This window comes from Nosocomiicoccus sp. HMSC09A07 (assembly GCF_001808485.1).
Lineage (GTDB): Bacteria > Bacillota > Bacilli > Staphylococcales > Salinicoccaceae > Nosocomiicoccus > Nosocomiicoccus ampullae_A.
On sequence record NZ_KV793635.1, the window covers coordinates 12,601 to 29,551 of the forward strand.

Below are 16,951 nucleotides of genomic sequence, written 5' to 3' on the forward strand. Positions count from 1 at the left end.
CCTTACTCGTCCCACGTAATGATATTTTCTAGTTCAATAATTTTCATAAACATTTTTAAAGCGGACAACATCGCGTCTTCATCTAAGTCAAACATTTCATGATGGTGCGCGTACGTTGAATTTTTACTTTCATTACCTGAACCTGTTAAGAAGAACGCACCCGGAGTATCTTGAATGTAAAACGAGAAGTCTTCACCAATCATTAATGGTTTTGTGTCTGTATAATCTAAACCAAGTGATTTTGCAGCTTGTTCTACAATACCAACTTCTCTTTCATGGTTGATTACTGGTGGGAATCCTCTATGGTAAAAGAAATCAGCTTCAGCACCGCGTTTTTTAGTCGCAGCTTCAATTTCACGTTCGAAAATTTTTACGATTTCTTCTCTGACGTCGTAGTCAAACGTGCGTACTGTTCCTTCTAATACGACGCGGTCTGGCATGACGTTGAATGTGTCCCCAGCTTTAATATGACCAAACGTCACAACTGCACGGTCAATCGGTGAAATTTGACGGGATACGACCGACTGTAAATTCACTATTAACTCGCTCGCAATTAAAATCGCGTCGATGTTTCTTTGTGGATACGCTGCATGCCCACCACGGCCTTGAATCGTAATTCTAAATTTATCAGGGCTCGCAATTAATGCACCACTCGTAGAGTGAATTTCATGTGTATCGAACTGACTCCAGTAATGTTGGCCGTAGACAAAATCGACGTCATCTAAAATACGATCTTTAATCATAGCTTCAGCGCCACCTGGTGGTTCTTCTTCACCATATTGGAAGATAAAACTCACCTTACCATTTAATTTATCTTTAAATTTTGAGACAGCGTCGACGAGTGTGAGTAGCGTCGTAGTATGCGCGTCATGTCCACATGCGTGCATCACTCCGTCCACAGTAGATTTGTACGGCACGTCTTTTTTATCTTGTATTGGTAACGCGTCAAAATCGGCACGAAACGCAATGTGCGGACGCCCGCTACCAAAACTTGCAAAGATACCTTTACCATCGTTGTCGTCGTTTTCACCGACACGCTCTTTAATTTCAATGCCATCATACGACTTTAAACGATCTAATATAAATTGATATGTTTTTTCTTCTTGAAATGAAAGTTCGGGATGTTGGTGGAGATAGCGTCTAGTCTCGACCATGTCACTTTCATAGTTAGAAACGAGTTTTTCAATCGTCATCGTAACATCACTCCTATCTTTAATATTAATAGTTTAACAGAATCAATTGAAGAGTGGGGCAAAATAGTCCGAAAATTTCAAACACATTATAAATATCATTTGATTTTAAGTAGCTTTGTATTCTGTTAAAATATAAGTTAAGAACTTTAAGGAGGACGTTTAAATTATGTCAAAGACTTTACAAGAGTATTTAAATCAGAATTTAACTGAATTAAAGGATAACGGTCTATACAACGAAATCGACGTTGTAGAAGGTGCGAACGGTCCAATTATCAATATCGATGGAAAAGAATTAATTAACTTATCGTCAAATAACTATCTCGGTCTTGCAACAGATGAAGAAATGAAAGCAGTTGCAAAAGAAGCGATCGACTCACACGGTGTCGGTGCAGGAGCTGTACGTACAATTAACGGTACGATGGATCTTCATAGAGATTTAGAAGAAAAACTTGCGAAGTTTAAAGGAACGGAAGCGGTTATTGCGTTAACGTCAGGTTTTAACGCAAACCAAGGTGCAATTCCTGCAATTATGAAAAAAGGAGACGCTATTCTTTCTGACGAATTAAACCACGCGAGTATTATCGATGGATGTCGTTTATCTGGTGCGAAAATTATTCGTGTAAATCATAACGATCCAGAAGATTTACGTAAAAAAGCAAAAGAAGCGACAGAATCAGGCGAATACAATAAAGTAATGTACATTACAGACGGTGTATTTTCAATGGACGGAGACGTCGTAAACTTACCTGAAATGATTAAAGTCGCAAAGGAATTCGATCTTATTACGTACGTCGACGATGCGCACGGGTCAGGTGTTATGGGTAAAGGTGCCGGAACAGTAAAACACTTCGGTTTAGAAAAAGAAGTCGACTTACAAATGGGTACTTTATCTAAAGCGATTGGTGTCGTAGGAGGATACGTTGCGGGTTCTAAAGATTTAGTCGACTACTTAAAAGTTGCAGCGCGCCCGTTCTTATTCTCAACAGCGCTAACACCAGCAGATACTGCAGCAATTACAAAAGCTGTTGAAAAATTAATGGCATCAACTGAACTTCATGACAAACTTTGGGAAAATGGAAACTACTTAAAACAAGGCTTAAAAGATGCTGGATTTGACATTGGAAACTCTGAAACACCGATTACTCCAGTTATTATTGGTGAAGAAAAGAAAGCACAAGAGTTTTCACGTCGCCTACAAGAAAAAGGCGTATACGCGAAATCGATTGTATTCCCAACAGTACCAAGAGGTACAGGGCGTGTGAGAAACATGCCAACAGCAGCACACACTAAAGAAATGCTCGATCAAGCAATCGAAATTTACACAGAAGTCGGTAAAGAACTCGGCATCATTTAAGGAGGATTTTCATCGTGGAAAAGTTTTTAGTGACTGGAGCTTTAGGACAAATTGGGACCGAACTCGTCGTACGTTTAAGAGAAATGTACGGCGAAGAAAATGTGTTACCAACGGATATTCGTATGCCAGAACGTGGACCGATGGTCGGCAAACCGTTTGAGATTTTAGATGTGACAGATAAAGAACGCGTTATGGAGGTCGTTGAAGCGTTCCATCCGGATTCGATTCTCCATTTAGCGGCGTTACTCAGTGCGACTGCTGAAGAAAATCCAGAGCTCGCTTGGCATATTAATATGGGCGGCTTATTTAACACGATTGAAGCGGCTCGTATTTATGGTACGCAGTACTTTACACCAAGCTCGATCGGAAGTTTTGGTCCGAGCACGCCTAAAGATAATACACCACAGCACACACTGATGCGTCCGACGACGATGTACGGTGTGAACAAAGTGGCAGGAGAACTTCTTTTAGATTATTACTACACGAAGTTCGGCGTCGATACACGTTCTGTACGTTTCCCTGGATTAATTAGCTTTATGCAAGAGCCGGGTGGCGGAACGACAGACTACGCGGTCGAAATTTATTTCGATGCGATTCGTAAGGGCGAGTACACGTCCTTTATCGACAAAGGGACTTACATGGATATGATGTTTATGGATGATGCAATCGATGCGATTATCGACTTATTACATGCAGATCCAGAAAAATTAAAAACGCGTAACGCGTTTAACGTTTCAGCGATGAGTGTTGAACCTGAAATGGTTGCAGAGTCGATTCGTAAACACATTCCAGATTTTAAACTGAATTATGATGTTGACCCTGTGCGCCAAGGGATTGCAGAGTCATGGCCAAACTCCCTCGATTGCAGTGAAGCAAAAGAGCAGTGGGATTTTAATCCGAAATATGATTTAGATAAAATGACAGAAGTGATGCTTAAAAACATCAAAGTAAAAGTGACAGAGCAGTAGGTGATTTTTTGGTAAAAGTGATCGCTTATGACAAAGACGGCACATTATTAAATTACGAAAAAATATGGACGCCGTTCGCGAAGGCGAGTTTAGACGCGTTTGAAGCACATTTTGACCTTGGATATGACGAGGCGTTTAGACGTGAGGTTGGGTTTGTTGATGAAAAAATTCAGCCGAACTCGATGCTTGCTTCTGGAACAGGGCGAGACATTCAAAATGCGTATGATAGACGCGCATATGGTGGTGGCGATTGGGCAGAAGAGTATTATTTAAAACACGTTCATAAATACTTAAATAACATGGAGCTACTTCCTGGTGCTGTTGAAGCGTTAAGAGAAGGACAGCGACTCGGCTATAAAAATGCGATTGTGACGTCTGACTCGAGACTAAGTACAGAAGCATTTTTAAAGAAATTTAATTTAAACGAACTCGTCGATTTTGTGATTGCTGGAGATGATTCAATCTATTCTAAGCCAGACGTTGAAGTTTTGGATACGATCATTGAAGCGGGTTATACGTATGATGAAATCGCAGTTGTCGGAGATAATTATACGGATACGCAACTTGGAAAAGATGATGGTGTCACGACAATCGGTGTTTTAAGTGGCACGTCGACTCGAGAGTTTTTAAGTGACGCTCACCATATTGTTGACGGTGTTCATGAATTATTTAACGGTGGGAAGTTTATCGTCTAATGAGTCACGAAAAATATATGCAACAAGCAATTATAGAAGCTAAAAAAGCAGCGGAGATTGGTGAAGTACCAATCGGAGCAGTCATCGTAAAAGATGACGAAATCATCGCTCGCGCACATAACTTACGTGAAACATCACAGCAACCGACAGCCCACGCGGAACTTCTTGCGATAGAATCCGCATGTGAAGCGCTCGGCACATTCAGGCTCGAAGAGTGTACACTTTATGTGACACTCGAGCCGTGCGTTATGTGCAGCGGGGTGATTATAATGAGCCGTATCCCAACTGTCGTTTACGGAGCGTCTGACAAAAAAGGCGGCACAGTCGACAGTTTAATGCATTTACTGAATGAGAAGCGGTTCAATCACCAAGCAGAAGTAGTTGCTGGTGTTTTAGCAGATGAATGTGGACAGATGCTCACAGACTTTTTTAAAGAGTTGAGAGCGAATAAAAAACGAAAACGCCTTAAGTGAAACGCGGGCTTGAAATGATGATATTTCAAGCCCTCACTTAAAGGCGTTTTTTATTTGAATTCGTCTGGTTTTCCGAGAAGTAATAAAGAAACAGCAACGACGAGTACTGCACACATAATCGAGTACATTAAAATACTCGAAATACTACCAGACGGAGATTCGACAAGGTTATTAATCGTATTAAACACTAAAAACGCGATCAACATGACGCGCAGTGCGTAGAAAATTCGAGTTTTGTTCATAAAATAGCGTCTCCTTAACGGTTTATATGTCTTAACTATAACGAAGTGAGCGAAAAAAGGCGAGGAGTTGGTCAAACAAAGTAGAGAGCAGGTTTTTATTCTTTTAAATAGTAGAGAGATGGATATAAAGTGTAATAATACTGTTTCGTCTGGATTTATCTAACAAAAATATCGTGATGTTGTTAATTATCCGGATATATTTAACAAATTCTGGTCACCTGGCGGGATTTTTGTTAAATATAATTTTTTATCTAACAAAAACTGATGAAAAACTCGCGAATCTGTTAATTAAATCAATATATCTAACAGATTCAACTAATTTTTGTAAATAAGATCAGGCTCAGAGTATCTTTTCATCTTTTAAGAGTAAAAGCACAACCTTTCCAAAATTTATCTAACAAAAATATCGTGATTGTGTTAATTATACGGATATATTTAACAAATTCTGGTCGCCGAGCGTAATTTTTGTTAAATATAATTTTTTATCTAACAAAAACTGATGAAAAACTCGCGAATCTGTTAATTAAATCAATATATCTAACAGAATTGACTATTTTTTGTTAAATAAATCCCATCAGACACACACATCACGAACAACTCCAAACAAAAAAGCTAGACCCGCCTAGGTCTAGCTCACATTTATTATTTCTCAAATCTCATACGGCTGAATGCATCGTGTTGGTGTATGCTTTCTTCGTTGCGGCACTCGATTTCAAATGCCTTAACCCATGGTAGATCATGAATATCGTATGCGACGAGGCGAATGAGGTCTTCAACGAAACGTGGATTTTCATACGCGCGTTCTGTGACCATTTTTTCATCTGTTCTTTTTAAAATCGGATACAGCTGACTCGATGCGTTAATTTCTAACGCTCGGTAGACGATTTCTTTGTAATCAGCAGGTACTTCTTCGTTTTCATCGATATCTAGAAGCACCGTTATAAATCCGCGCTGGTTGTGCGCGCTGTACTCACTGATTTCTTTTGAACATGGGCATAGCGTCGTGACGCTTGCTGTCATACCGAACTGTGTTTTTGTCACAGCGTCATCCGTATATTCCATATGATAACGTACGTCCGCGTGTGCTACCGCATCAAGTTCAGTGCCAGGTGACGGTTTGTTAAAGAACCATGTGGACTCGACAGTGAGTTCAGATGATTCTTGGTTCATACGTTCTTTTAGTACTGCGAGTACTTTTTCTAGCGTATCAAATTCAAGTAGAATTCCGCCGTCATTTTGAGTTTGTAACGACTCTAAAATTCGGCTCATGTTGATTCCTTTTTCGTCTCGTCGTAAGCTCGTTGCGAGTTCGAATTTCCCAACAGATTGGTAATCTCCAACACGAACAGGGTACGTCAGGTTATTGATACCGACAGATTGTACGTCAAAGAGGAAGTCTTTTTTCGTATTCTGTAAGTCGGCCATTTCTTCTTTCGTTTTTGGCTTCGTTCCTTTGATCGGATCGACCGAACCAAAGTGTTTATATCGCGCTTCGCGATTTGAAAGATCTATATTCGTCATGCTTAGCTACTCCTTATTTTTCCAATCATTAATATCGTAATAATAGAAGTTTTCTTTCTCAAACCAACGCTCGCGTGCCTCTTTACTAAATTGAGTATCTTTACATAGCTCGATTAACAGCTTTTCTGTTTGAGATTTATGTGCAGCGAGTACTTCTTTTTTACGTTCAGCATACTTTTTAATATCCGTTTGAAGTGTTGGTTCGCCTAAATCAGCAAACGTACGCTTATCAAATGCGACGAGCGTTAACGTTGGGCGCTTACTTTCTTCCATTTCAGCGACGACGTTCAATACTGCTTCAGCAGTCGCTTCGTGATCCGGGTGTACGCTGTATCCCGGGTAAAATGTAATTAAACGCGTTGGCTCTGTGTCTTCAATTACTTTTCGTATATCATTTTCAAGTAATTCTTGATTTTCAAACTCGAGTGTCTTATCTCTATAATCTAAAAATCTCACGTCTAAATCCATGAGTCGTGCCGCTTCTAGTTGTTCTTGTTTACGTAATTTAGACAGTCTTTCACGCGTCACTGGTGGGTTACCGATGTTGCGCCCCATATCACCATACGTTAAGCACGCATACGTCACCGGCACGCCCATATCTCGGTACGTCATTATCGTTCCTGCAACACCAAACGCTTCGTCGTCTGGGTGAGGGTAAATAATTAGTACATGATTTTCTTTTTCAAGTGACATAATATCCCTCGTTCAATCTTATTTTTTCAGTTTCTCTCGACTAATTTCTAATGCAGCAGCAAGTTTTCCGTCGTGGTCAATACCATGTAGGATAAAGACCCCGTCCTCAACAGTGTAATGAGACAGACCAGTCACGTATACCCATCCGTCATTGTCGAGCTTAAGGCCAACGCGGTATTCAAAATTACCGCCACCTTTAAGCGTCCCCTCAGTGTACTTGATTTGGACGTTTCGGACAAACGTGCCTGTATTAAATTTAGTATCATCGTTATGGCTTGCATACACGCCACTCGTTACTTCAACGTATAAGTAAACAGGTTCGTTTTTATGTGCATCGAGTAGGCGCTGTACTTCAGCTTCATCAATTCGTTTTAATCCCATTATAATCCTCCATAATATAATAAGAGAGATAAAAATCTCTCTTACCGTTATAGTGGTTTCACTTGTATGTCTACTGTACCAACTTTATTGTATGCGTTGTGTCTCACAACTCCAACGTGTTCGTTCATTTGTGAACCGTGCTTAATTGCCGATGCGACAAATGCTTTTGCTGCTTTAACCGCTTCAAGTGGTTCTAAACCATTCGTAAAGTTCGATGCGACTGCTGCAGCGAATGTACATCCTGCACCGTGGTTATATGCTTTTTCTAATTTATCTGCATATAATCCGTAGAAGCTTTCACCGTCGTAGAAGATGTCTAGTGCTTCATCGACTTGAAGGTCTGTACCACCTTTAATTACGACGTATTTAGGGCCGTATTCGTAAATCTTTTTAGCCGCTTCTTTTACTTCTTCAACTGTTTTTGGTGTTTTCATACCAGCTAAGTTACCCGCTTCAACTAAGTTCGGCGTTACGATTGTTGAAATCGGTAGTAATTCTTTTTGCATGCTGTCAACAACGCCTGGGTTTAATACTGTGTCGTCACCTTTACATACCATCACTGGGTCGAAGATGAAAAACTCCGCGTCACTTTTTTTGATTGCTTCGCTTGCGCGTGAAATGACATCCTCATTTGGGAGCATTCCTGTTTTAACAGTATTTGGGCTTAGAGAAAGTGCTGTTTCGAGTTGTTCATCTAACACTTCTAATGGAACATGGTGTACGCGGTGAGACCACGTATTTGGGTCCATTGACACGATTGTAGTGAGTGCACAAAAACCGTATAAATCATGATCTTCAAATGTCTTTATATCTGCTGCGTAACCAGCGCCTCCTGAGACGTCTGTTCCCGCAATTGTAAGTACTTTTTTCTGCGTCATATTACTCATTCTCCTATCCTAGACAATAATGATTATATTTTACTATATAAAGTGCTCTTTATCTACATTGATGCTTAACTTAAATGGTATACTGTGAATGTAGGAGGCCTGCTATGAATTGGTCAGAGTGTTTTAAAATAATTAAACAAAAATGTGATTTTACCGAGCTTGAAACAGTGCTCGAAAATAAATATAGTGATGGTGTTGTTTATCCAAAGCGAGATGAAATATATCGTGCGTTTCAGTTAACACCGTTTCAAGACGTGAAAGTCGTCATACTTGGTCAAGATCCGTACCACGGTGAGAACCAAGCGTATGGACTTGCGTTTAGTGTACGTCCTGGTGTTAGAGTACCGCCGAGTTTACGAAATATGTATAAAGAACTTGAAAATGATCTCGGTGTAAAACGTACTGACGGTGACCTTTCAGATTGGGCGCGTGAAGGGGTGCTACTGTTAAACACTGTGTTAACCGTCGACGCACATAAAGCAAACTCACACCGAGGTATCGGCTGGGAGTGCTTCACTGACTCAATTATCGAAACGCTAAGTAACGAACGTGACGGACTCGTGTTTATTTTATGGGGAAATCCCGCAAAGAAGAAAATAAAGTTAATCGACACGTCAAAACATAAAGTTATTACCGGTGTGCACCCGAGTCCACTCGCAGCAAATAGAGGTGGATTTTTCGGGACGAATCCGTATAGCAGGGCGAACGCGTACTTAATCGAACAAGGAAAAGCACCAGTAGATTGGAGTGAACAATTTGAGAAAAAAGGTCATTAACTCAATTAAAAACGAACTTGATTTATATGAAACGTCAAACGACGAAAAGCATTTATATACAGTTGAAAAATTGATACAATTATTAAAAGATAAACCACCCGTTGACGATGAGCCTACTAAAGACGTGAAAAAAGAAGCGCGTCCGTTAAAAAAATGTACGCTCGATAACACGTATATTGCGAGCGAATCGAAAACGTCGATTTTTGATTTTTAAGGAGATTAGAAAATGAGAATGTTAATTATACTCGGTGCAGTGAATGCACTCATTAGTGTCGCTGCAGGTGCGTTTGGCGCACACGGTTTAGAAGGAAAGTTATCCGAACATTATTTAGAAGTGTGGGAGACAGCGTGTAGATATCAAATGTATCATGCGCTCGGGTTGATTTTACTCGGTGTATTAAATGGTGTGACAGGAACGACGATGTTTAATGCAGCAGGAATCGTGATGTTCATTGGGATTCTATTATTTGCAGGATCGCTATTTGTTTTATCGACAACAGGCATTGGTATCCTCGGCGCGATTACACCAATCGGAGGCGTGATGTTTATCGCGTCATGGATCATGGTAATCGTCCAAATTTTAAAAGTGAAGATGTAAGCAACTTTTTTAATGGAGATGAAAAGCTCGTCACTAGTGAGCGGGCTTTTCATCTTTTTATTTACAAAAATTAGTTGAATTTGTTAGATATATCGATTTAATTAACAAATTCTCGGGTTTTTCATCAGTTTTTGTTAGATAAAAAGTATAATTAAGATACGCTAATATCAAAATACTAATGGCTGTATATAATTATATTAATAAGAGCATGACAGGCATGTAAATGAACCATTTAAAGGTGCTAATAAAACATGAAAAAACACCACGATGGCGTGAGAAAATGTTAGCTAACGTAACATATACTGAACTTCTTCAAATACTAGTTTTTAAGATATTTAATAAAGTTAAACAGTAGAGGAAGAAAAATCAAATCACTCAACAGGAGATGGGTGAAAGATGTAGGGTTTGAAGAGAGGCGATTTCAAATTGGGGGAATTATAGAAATTTACCTGATATAGAAATGCTTAGTTTAAAATCCCGAGCATTCTGCATATACTTAGATGAATTAATTTTAGGAGGACATAAAATGAAAATGAAGATGGTTTGGATTGGTATTGGTTTATTTGTTTTAAGTTTAATTTCGTATTTTTATGCTTTATTATTCGCACCGGTAAGTATGGAAAACTACTTTTCTGATTTCTCGTTCTATTCGATGTTAGGGGCATTTATATTAGCATTTGTTGTTGGAGTTTTTAATTTTTCTGAGAAGTTTCAAGAAAAAGATGATAAAGTATTAAAATCTATTGGACCAGGAGCAATGATTTTAGGAGCTATGCTCTATGCAATTACTTTGATGACAGGCTGGTTTTCAGGAATCTTTGGTATTGTCTTATGTTTTATAGGCTTTATGATTATTACTTTTCAGAATTTAGGTAGAATTAATAAAAATTAAATATAGAGAAGTTAAAAACCCTAATTTTCCAGCAGAAAATTAGGGTTTCTTCTTATTAGGAATCATCCATTCGACAGCATTTTTAATTTTTGCGATTTTTGTATTATCTTCATCGAGAAGTTTGTCGACAACTTTTGCGACGACGATCGGTGCTAAAAATACAATTGCACGTTTAACTAATTTTTTTATTCGTTTTTCCTCCTATTTACAAAAATTTGCCGAATCTGTTAGATATATCGATTTAATTAACAGATTCTCGGGTTTTTCATCCCTTTTTGTTAGATAAAAAATTATAATTAACAAAAACCGGACCAAGCAGCCGAAATATGTCAAATAAACCCGGATAATTAACAAAAATGCGAAATTTTTGTTAGATATATTTGGATGATATTGTATTTTTACCATTTAAAGATGAAAAACTACTACCGGCTCGATCTTATTTACAAAAATTTGCCGAATCTGTTAGATATATCGATTTAATTAACAGATTCTCGGGTTTTTCATCCCTTTTTGTTAGATAAAAAATTATAATTAACAAAAACCGGACCAAGCAGCCGAAATATGTTAAATAAATCCGGATAATTAACAAAATCGCGAAATTTTTGTTAGATATATTTAGATGATGTTGTGTTTTTATCATTTAAAGATGAAAAACCACTCCCGGCCCGATCTTATTTACAAAAAATAGTCAAATCCGTTAGATATATCAAGATAATTAACAGAATCTCGGGTTTTTCATCCCTTTTTGTTAGATAAAAAATTATAATTAACAAAAACCGTACCAAGCAGCCGAAATATGTTAAATAAACCCGGATAATTAACAAAATCATGATATTTTTGTTAGATAAACACGCACAGAAGTGCTTTTTCTCTTTTTAAAGATAAAAAGACGCTCCCAGGTACGTTCACCAAACCACTCCAATGTTTAAAAATAAACGTTTAGTGCTAAAGTACATGTAACTTAAGGGGTGAAGTGTATGTTAGATCAATTTTTGGTGTTCGTTGATAAGGTGAACGGCGTCATATGGGGGCCGGCGGCCTTAGTGTTTTTAGGTCTCGTCGGGATTTACTTAACCGTTGGTACGAAGTTCGTACATATTAAAAATTTCTTTAAAATTATTAAACAGTCGTTTAGTGGGTTAAATGACGATAAAGATGAAAAACAAGATGGCGACTTAACATCGTTACAGTCAATGTTTGTATCGTTATCATCTGTCATCGGTATGGGAAGTGTCGTTGGTGTTGCGAGCGCGTTAATTAGCGGAGGGCCTGGTGCACTTCTTTGGATGTGGATTGCTGCCTTTATCGGAATGGTGATTAAATACTCTGAGATTATTATAATCGTCATGTTCCGTGAGCAAAAAAGCGACGGTACATATGTCGGAGGACCTGCGTTATACGTGCGTAAAGGTCTTGGCCTAAAATATTTAGGTGAAGTAATCGTTGTACTTATGGTACTTGTCTGTCTCGCGAGTGCGATGATTCAGTCTAACGTGACGGTGTCGAACATGACAAATATCGCGCCGCACTTATCGAACTACCTGTATATCTTAGCAGCAGTTAACGTCGTGATTGTTGGGATTGTCATTGTCGGTGGTGTTAAACGTATCGGAAGTGTCGCAGAAAAACTCATTCCGTTTATGTCGCTTTTCTACATTATCGTCGCGACGATTGTGATTATTATTCACTATAAAGATATTATCCCTGCAGTCCAGCTTGTGTTTTCATCGGCATTTAGTCCGGCTGAAGCAGGTGCAGGATTTGCAGGTTACGGAATTATGAAAGCTATGCAGTATGGTATCGCGCGTGGATTTTTCGTTTCAGGAGCAGGGCAAGCAGTATTCACAGTATCTCACGCACCAGCTCGTGTTAAAAATCCAGTCGAACAAGCAGTGTTTGGTGTAACAGAAGTATTTTTAGTCACTGTCGTCTGTACATTTACAGCGCTCGCGCTACTGACGAGTGGAGTTGAACTAGAAGGTAAGGATGCGGGGACTATCGTTGCACAAGTATTCGGAGATGTTTCTCCGATATTAGGTATCGCAGTTGGTATCGCGACGATTTTATTTGCATATAGTACTGTAATCGGACTTGGCTACGTCGGTGAATCGCAACTTTCGACAATTACTTCAACTAAGAAAGCGCGCATCTACCGCTATATCTTTTTAGTTGCAGTATACATTGGTGGAATCGGCGGATTAAAAGCCATTTGGGATTTAACAGACGTCTTCTTAGGACTTGTCATGTTCGTAAACTTAATCGTTATGCTTCTTTTAAGTAAAAAGATATTCAAAGCGAGCAATGATTACTGGGGAGATGAAGGACAAAGTAGCGGACTCACTGCAGGATGCAGCAAAAACAAAAAATAATTTTCAACATTACCATTTAAAGATAAAAAATAGCCTGTACTCGTTAAGGAAATCCTCCCAACGTGAGTACAGGCTGTTTTATTTATTTTTTGCGTTTTTTCTTCTTTGTATCGTCTTCACCGAGTACTTTGTCGACAACTTTTGCGACGGCGATCGGTGCTAAAAATACAATTGCACGTTTGATTAATTTATTCATTCGTTTCTCCTCCTGACCGAGATACTATACTATACTCGTTTTCAAGGATTTTCAAACGTTTTAAATTTGGAAGAACTCTTGTAATCCTTCTTTTCTTAAACGTACACCGACGTAGAAGTCGCCGAACACACCGTAGCGTGCACTTGTTTCGTCGAATCTCATTTCGTAAATAATGTTTTTGAATTCGAGCATATCGTCAGATAATAGCATGACGCCCCACTCGTATAAGTCGAGTCCTTGTGACCCTAAAATGTACTGTTTAATTTTACCTGCGTATTTACGACCGATCATCCCGTGGTCTCTCATTAAATCACGGCGACGTTCGATTGGTAACATGTACCAGTTATCGTCGAGGTCACGTTTTTTATCCATCGGATAGAAACAGCAGTACTGTGCGTCCATTAATTCTGGATATAATCTGCTTCTTACATATGGGTTTTCGTACGGATCTTCGTCTGAATCTTTAGCGAGATAGCTAGACATTTCAATCGCTGAGAAGTACGAATACTCAGGAATTAAGAAGTCGCTAATTTTTAACTTGTTCAGTTCGTTTTCAAGCGCGTTTAACTCTTCAACTGTCGGGCGTAGGAACCAAAGTAAGATGTCTGCTTTTTGACCAGTAATGTTGTACATCGTGTGGTCGCCTTCTTTTTTCTCGCTGACTGCTTCGCTCTTTTCTAAGAACGTTTCAAACTCGCGAACGATTTCCTCTCTTTCTTCATCAGTAAGCATTCTTAACGCTGGCCAGTCTACGTTATATAAAAGATGTAAACTCCACCAGCCGTCTAAAGTTTTAACTGCTTCGCTCATTTATATCTCTCCTTAAAATATTTACCTAATTTTAGTGTACAGTCTGTTCGGCTGAATTCAAACACCAAATATCGAAAATTTGTGACAAAAGCAGTATAATATTGCTATGTAAAGAACTTTAGGAGAAAAGCCATTGCAAAATACCGTATTATTTTATCCAAAAGAGTATACTGAACATCCGTTTGATTCGTTTGCATACGACGACGTGCTTCAACACCTCGTATCAGAAGATGAAACACCCCGCGTCAGAAGCTGGGTGCATGACAACTTTATAATACTCGGTCTTCAAGATATGCGTTTAGAACATCTCGACGAAGGATTAAAAGTACTCCGTGAAAAAGACTATCACTACATCGTTAGAAATAGTGGTGGACTTGGAGTTGTGCTAGACGGTGGTGTGCTAAATGTATCGCTCGTCATTCCGAAAAAAGACGCTCCGTCGATCGATGAGGGATATGATAAGATGCTTGAAATCATTCAAAAAAGTTTTCCGGAATTAGAAATTAAAGCGTATGAAATTGTCGGAAGTTATTGCCCGGGAAGTTATGACTTATCTGTCGATGGTAAAAAATTTGCAGGCATTTCACAGCGACGTATTAAAGAAGCCGTTGCTGTACAAATTTATTTAGCCGTAGAAGGTTCCGGAAGTAAACGCGCTGAAGTAATGAAAGACTTTTATGACGTCTCTTCCAATCCACCAAGGTTAGACATGAATCCGGATGTGATGATTTCACTATCAGAACTGATAGACGGACTAACAGTGACAGACGCTGAAGAGAGAATTTTAAAAACGATAGAATCACTCTTTGGAAACATTCAAACAAGCGAGCAATTAACTAAAGACGCACTCGATTTATTTAATAAACAACGTGAGCGCATGGTAGAACGAAACGAACGTTTAAACGATTGAGGTGATATCATTGGTTACCGATTATAAATACGAGAAACTCGAATCAGAAAAAGTGTTTAAAGACCCAGTGCATAGTTATATTCACGTGACAGACCGCATTATTTGGGATCTTATAAAGACAAAAGAATTTCAAAGGCTTCGCCGAATTAAACAACTCGGTACGTTATATTTCGCATTTCCGTCAGCTGAACATTCACGGTTTACACATAGTTTAGGCGTATATGAAATTGTTCGTAAAATGGTCGAGAACTTTTCACGATATGACAAATGGACAAAAGATGACCGGCTACTCGCTTTATGTGCTGCGTTATTACACGATGTCGGGCACGGACCGTTTTCACATTCGTTTGAAAAGATTTTCGGAACAGACCACGAAACGTATACTAAAAAAATTATACTCGGAGACACAGAAGTGAACCGTGTATTAAAGCGTGTTGACGAGTCGTTCCCTGAAGCAGTAGCGAGCGTCATCGCACATACTCACGAAAACAAACTGATTATCTCGATGATATCGAGTCAAATCGACGCAGACCGAATGGATTACTTGCAGCGTGACTCGTATGTGACAGGCGTTGAGTATGGCAAATTTGATATCGACCGTCTGCTTCGAGTGATGGTCCCTTCAAAAGATGAAGTACTCATCAAAGATAGCGGTATGCACGCAGTCGAAGATTATTTAATGAGTCGCTATCAAATGTATTGGCAAATATACTTCCACCCGGTATCACGTGGGGGAGAAGTGTTGCTGACACTAATTTTTAACCGTGCAAAAGAACTATATGAAAGAGGCTACGTCTTTAAACAGCCTCCGAAGTATTTAATCCCGTTCTTCGAGAAGCGTGAAACTGTTCATGATTATTTAATACTCGACGAGACGGTTATGAATTTTTATCTACAAGAGTGGGTGGAAGAGGTCGATGAAATACTCAATGAACTTGCTGATCGGTTCGTGAACCGAAAATTATTTAATTACGTACCGTTTTACGATGGGTTTATTACGTATTCGGAATTAGAAAGCTTATTTGAAGCAGCGGGTATCGACCCTAAATACTTTTTACTTACAGATAAATATTCTGATATGCCGTATGACTACGACCGACCAGGGTCTTCGCGTCAGCCAATTCACATATTAAAAGAATCCGGAAGCATTCGAGAAATTAGTGCCGAATCTGTAGTCATACAAGCGATTACAGGGCTCGACCGGTCGAATGCGAAGTTATATTATCCAAAAGAGAAAGTTATGCGTATTAAAGATGATACAATTAAAAAGAAGATCTTAAACTTATTAAATGAGTTATCGTAAATGATGTTTAGGAGGATTAACTGTGTCAAAAAAACCAGGATTTCAATTTAACATTATAAAAAATGACGAGTTAGATGGTCATAAAGGTGCAATGATTATTGAAGACGTTGCGCCAGTGTATATCGATCTCACCGAGCAACGACCGTTCGTCGACATGGGTGGGCTTCACGGGCGTGCAAAACCGGAAAAGGGCGTCAAATGGTTCACAGATATGAGTGAAGCGTTAGAAGAAGAAGGCGAGCATAATGATTATAATTTAATATGGATGGCTTTAGATAAAGACGAACGAGGTGTATATTATAGCGGAGTGACGTCGTGTTACTTTATGACGAATAAAGTCGGACGTAGACGCCGCGGGTATAAAATGATGCACGAACACGTGAATAGTTTAGACCACGCAATGAAAGGACGTTATCGTCTCGAAGAGTTAGACGACAAAACAAAACAAACGTTAATCGAATTTTTAAAAGAACGCGATCCAGTCGCGTGGGAAAACTCAACAGAACTCCACGAGTACCTCGGTGTATAAATATTAATTTTCATTTGATTAATTCAAAAAGAAAAGGTACAATAATCTTTAGTTATATCAGATAACTAAGACACTAAAGGTGGAGCGATTGCTCTGCCTTTTTTTCTTTTATGTAACAGTCGTTTTAAAAAGAATCGACACTAAATTATGTTATAATTACT

At 38.9% G+C, this 16,951-nt stretch carries 19 protein-coding genes; 12 read left to right on the forward strand and 7 right to left on the reverse strand.

The features are described 5' to 3' along the window. Nucleotides 1-2: 2 nt before the first annotated feature. Nucleotides 3-1,193 carry a M20 metallopeptidase family protein gene (locus tag HMPREF3177_RS06490; protein WP_070457881.1) on the reverse strand — a complete coding sequence of 397 codons (1,191 nt, stop codon included), beginning with the start codon at nucleotides 1,191-1,193 and terminating at the stop codon, nucleotides 3-5. A 166-nt stretch (nucleotides 1,194-1,359) separates the two neighbouring features. Between HMPREF3177_RS06490 and HMPREF3177_RS06495 the strand changes: the two genes are divergently transcribed. The 4 genes from HMPREF3177_RS06495 to tadA are packed head-to-tail and all read left to right on the forward strand — an operon-like array spanning nucleotide 1,360 to nucleotide 4,683. Continuing rightward, a complete protein-coding gene (locus tag HMPREF3177_RS06495; RefSeq protein ID WP_068129481.1) occupies nucleotides 1,360-2,547 on the forward strand; it encodes a glycine C-acetyltransferase in 1,188 nt (395 codons plus the stop codon). 14 nt (nucleotides 2,548-2,561) lie between these two features. Next, a complete protein-coding gene (locus HMPREF3177_RS06500; protein ID WP_070457883.1) occupies nucleotides 2,562-3,515 on the forward strand; it encodes an NAD-dependent epimerase/dehydratase family protein in 954 nt (317 codons plus the stop codon). A gap of 17 nt (nucleotides 3,516-3,532) precedes the next feature. Next, nucleotides 3,533-4,210, forward strand: a complete 678-nt coding sequence (locus HMPREF3177_RS06505) for an HAD family hydrolase (protein ID WP_246827411.1) — start codon at nucleotides 3,533-3,535, stop codon at nucleotides 4,208-4,210. Further along, the gene (gene tadA, locus HMPREF3177_RS06510; protein WP_070457888.1) at nucleotides 4,210-4,683 is read left to right on the forward strand and encodes a tRNA adenosine(34) deaminase TadA; all 474 of its coding nucleotides are present in this window, start codon (nucleotides 4,210-4,212) and stop codon (nucleotides 4,681-4,683) included. The genes HMPREF3177_RS06505 and tadA overlap by 1 nt, the downstream gene beginning before the upstream one ends. 50 nt (nucleotides 4,684-4,733) lie before the next feature. Here the strand turns inward: tadA and HMPREF3177_RS06515 are convergent, their stop codons facing one another. The 5 genes from HMPREF3177_RS06515 to thiD all read right to left on the reverse strand — a co-directional run bounded on the left by HMPREF3177_RS06515 (nucleotide 4,734) and on the right by thiD (nucleotide 8,398). Continuing rightward, nucleotides 4,734-4,925: a hypothetical protein gene (locus tag HMPREF3177_RS06515; RefSeq protein ID WP_068129477.1), complete on the reverse strand. Its 192-nt coding sequence runs from the start codon at nucleotides 4,923-4,925 to the stop codon at nucleotides 4,734-4,736. Nucleotides 4,926-5,567: 642 nt separating this feature from the next. Continuing rightward, nucleotides 5,568-6,446 (reverse strand): GTP cyclohydrolase FolE2, encoded by an 879-nt coding sequence (gene folE2, locus HMPREF3177_RS06520; RefSeq protein ID WP_068129476.1) that lies wholly within the window; start codon nucleotides 6,444-6,446, stop codon nucleotides 5,568-5,570. Between the two features lie 6 nt (nucleotides 6,447-6,452). Next, nucleotides 6,453-7,139, reverse strand: a complete 687-nt coding sequence (gene bshB2, locus HMPREF3177_RS06525; protein WP_070457890.1) for a bacillithiol biosynthesis deacetylase BshB2 — start codon at nucleotides 7,137-7,139, stop codon at nucleotides 6,453-6,455. A gap of 18 nt (nucleotides 7,140-7,157) precedes the next feature. Then, on the reverse strand, nucleotides 7,158-7,520 hold the full coding sequence (locus HMPREF3177_RS06530) for a DUF1806 family protein (protein WP_068129474.1): 363 nt from the start codon (nucleotides 7,518-7,520) through the stop codon (nucleotides 7,158-7,160). Between the two features lie 47 nt (nucleotides 7,521-7,567). Beyond that, the gene (thiD, locus tag HMPREF3177_RS06535; protein WP_070457892.1) at nucleotides 7,568-8,398 is read right to left on the reverse strand and encodes a bifunctional hydroxymethylpyrimidine kinase/phosphomethylpyrimidine kinase; all 831 of its coding nucleotides are present in this window, start codon (nucleotides 8,396-8,398) and stop codon (nucleotides 7,568-7,570) included. A 113-nt stretch (nucleotides 8,399-8,511) separates the two neighbouring features. On the opposite strand from thiD, the gene HMPREF3177_RS06540 reads away from it, so the two are divergent. The 5 genes from HMPREF3177_RS06540 (at nucleotide 8,512) to HMPREF3177_RS06560 (ending at nucleotide 13,042) form a co-directional block, all read left to right on the forward strand. After that, nucleotides 8,512-9,183 (forward strand): uracil-DNA glycosylase, encoded by a 672-nt coding sequence (locus tag HMPREF3177_RS06540; RefSeq protein WP_070457895.1) that lies wholly within the window; start codon nucleotides 8,512-8,514, stop codon nucleotides 9,181-9,183. Further along, the gene (locus tag HMPREF3177_RS06545; protein ID WP_070457898.1) at nucleotides 9,164-9,397 is read left to right on the forward strand and encodes a hypothetical protein; all 234 of its coding nucleotides are present in this window, start codon (nucleotides 9,164-9,166) and stop codon (nucleotides 9,395-9,397) included. The genes HMPREF3177_RS06540 and HMPREF3177_RS06545 overlap by 20 nt, the downstream gene beginning before the upstream one ends. A gap of 12 nt (nucleotides 9,398-9,409) precedes the next feature. Then, nucleotides 9,410-9,781, forward strand: coding sequence for a DUF423 domain-containing protein (locus tag HMPREF3177_RS06550; RefSeq protein WP_070457901.1), 372 nt, complete (start codon nucleotides 9,410-9,412; stop codon nucleotides 9,779-9,781). A gap of 526 nt (nucleotides 9,782-10,307) precedes the next feature. After that, nucleotides 10,308-10,673, forward strand: coding sequence for a hypothetical protein (locus tag HMPREF3177_RS06555; protein WP_070457905.1), 366 nt, complete (start codon nucleotides 10,308-10,310; stop codon nucleotides 10,671-10,673). 977 nt (nucleotides 10,674-11,650) lie between these two features. Then, on the forward strand, nucleotides 11,651-13,042 hold the full coding sequence (locus tag HMPREF3177_RS06560) for an alanine/glycine:cation symporter family protein (RefSeq protein WP_070457908.1): 1,392 nt from the start codon (nucleotides 11,651-11,653) through the stop codon (nucleotides 13,040-13,042). 256 nt (nucleotides 13,043-13,298) lie between these two features. On the opposite strand, the gene hemQ is transcribed toward HMPREF3177_RS06560, so the two are convergent. Next, entirely contained in the window at nucleotides 13,299-14,048 is a 750-nt protein-coding gene (hemQ, locus tag HMPREF3177_RS06565) for a hydrogen peroxide-dependent heme synthase (RefSeq protein WP_040928620.1), read from the reverse strand. Between the two features lie 133 nt (nucleotides 14,049-14,181). On the opposite strand from hemQ, the gene HMPREF3177_RS06570 reads away from it, so the two are divergent. The 3 genes from HMPREF3177_RS06570 to HMPREF3177_RS06580 are packed head-to-tail and all read left to right on the forward strand — an operon-like array spanning nucleotide 14,182 to nucleotide 16,790. Further along, nucleotides 14,182-14,958, forward strand: coding sequence for a lipoate--protein ligase family protein (locus HMPREF3177_RS06570; protein ID WP_070457911.1), 777 nt, complete (start codon nucleotides 14,182-14,184; stop codon nucleotides 14,956-14,958). 10 nt (nucleotides 14,959-14,968) lie between these two features. Then, nucleotides 14,969-16,261: an HD domain-containing protein gene (locus tag HMPREF3177_RS06575; RefSeq protein WP_070457914.1), complete on the forward strand. Its 1,293-nt coding sequence runs from the start codon at nucleotides 14,969-14,971 to the stop codon at nucleotides 16,259-16,261. 22 nt (nucleotides 16,262-16,283) lie between these two features. Further along, complete coding sequence (locus HMPREF3177_RS06580) at nucleotides 16,284-16,790, forward strand: YwhD family protein (protein ID WP_070457917.1); 507 nt, start codon at nucleotides 16,284-16,286, stop codon at nucleotides 16,788-16,790. Nucleotides 16,791-16,951 lie beyond the last annotated feature (161 nt).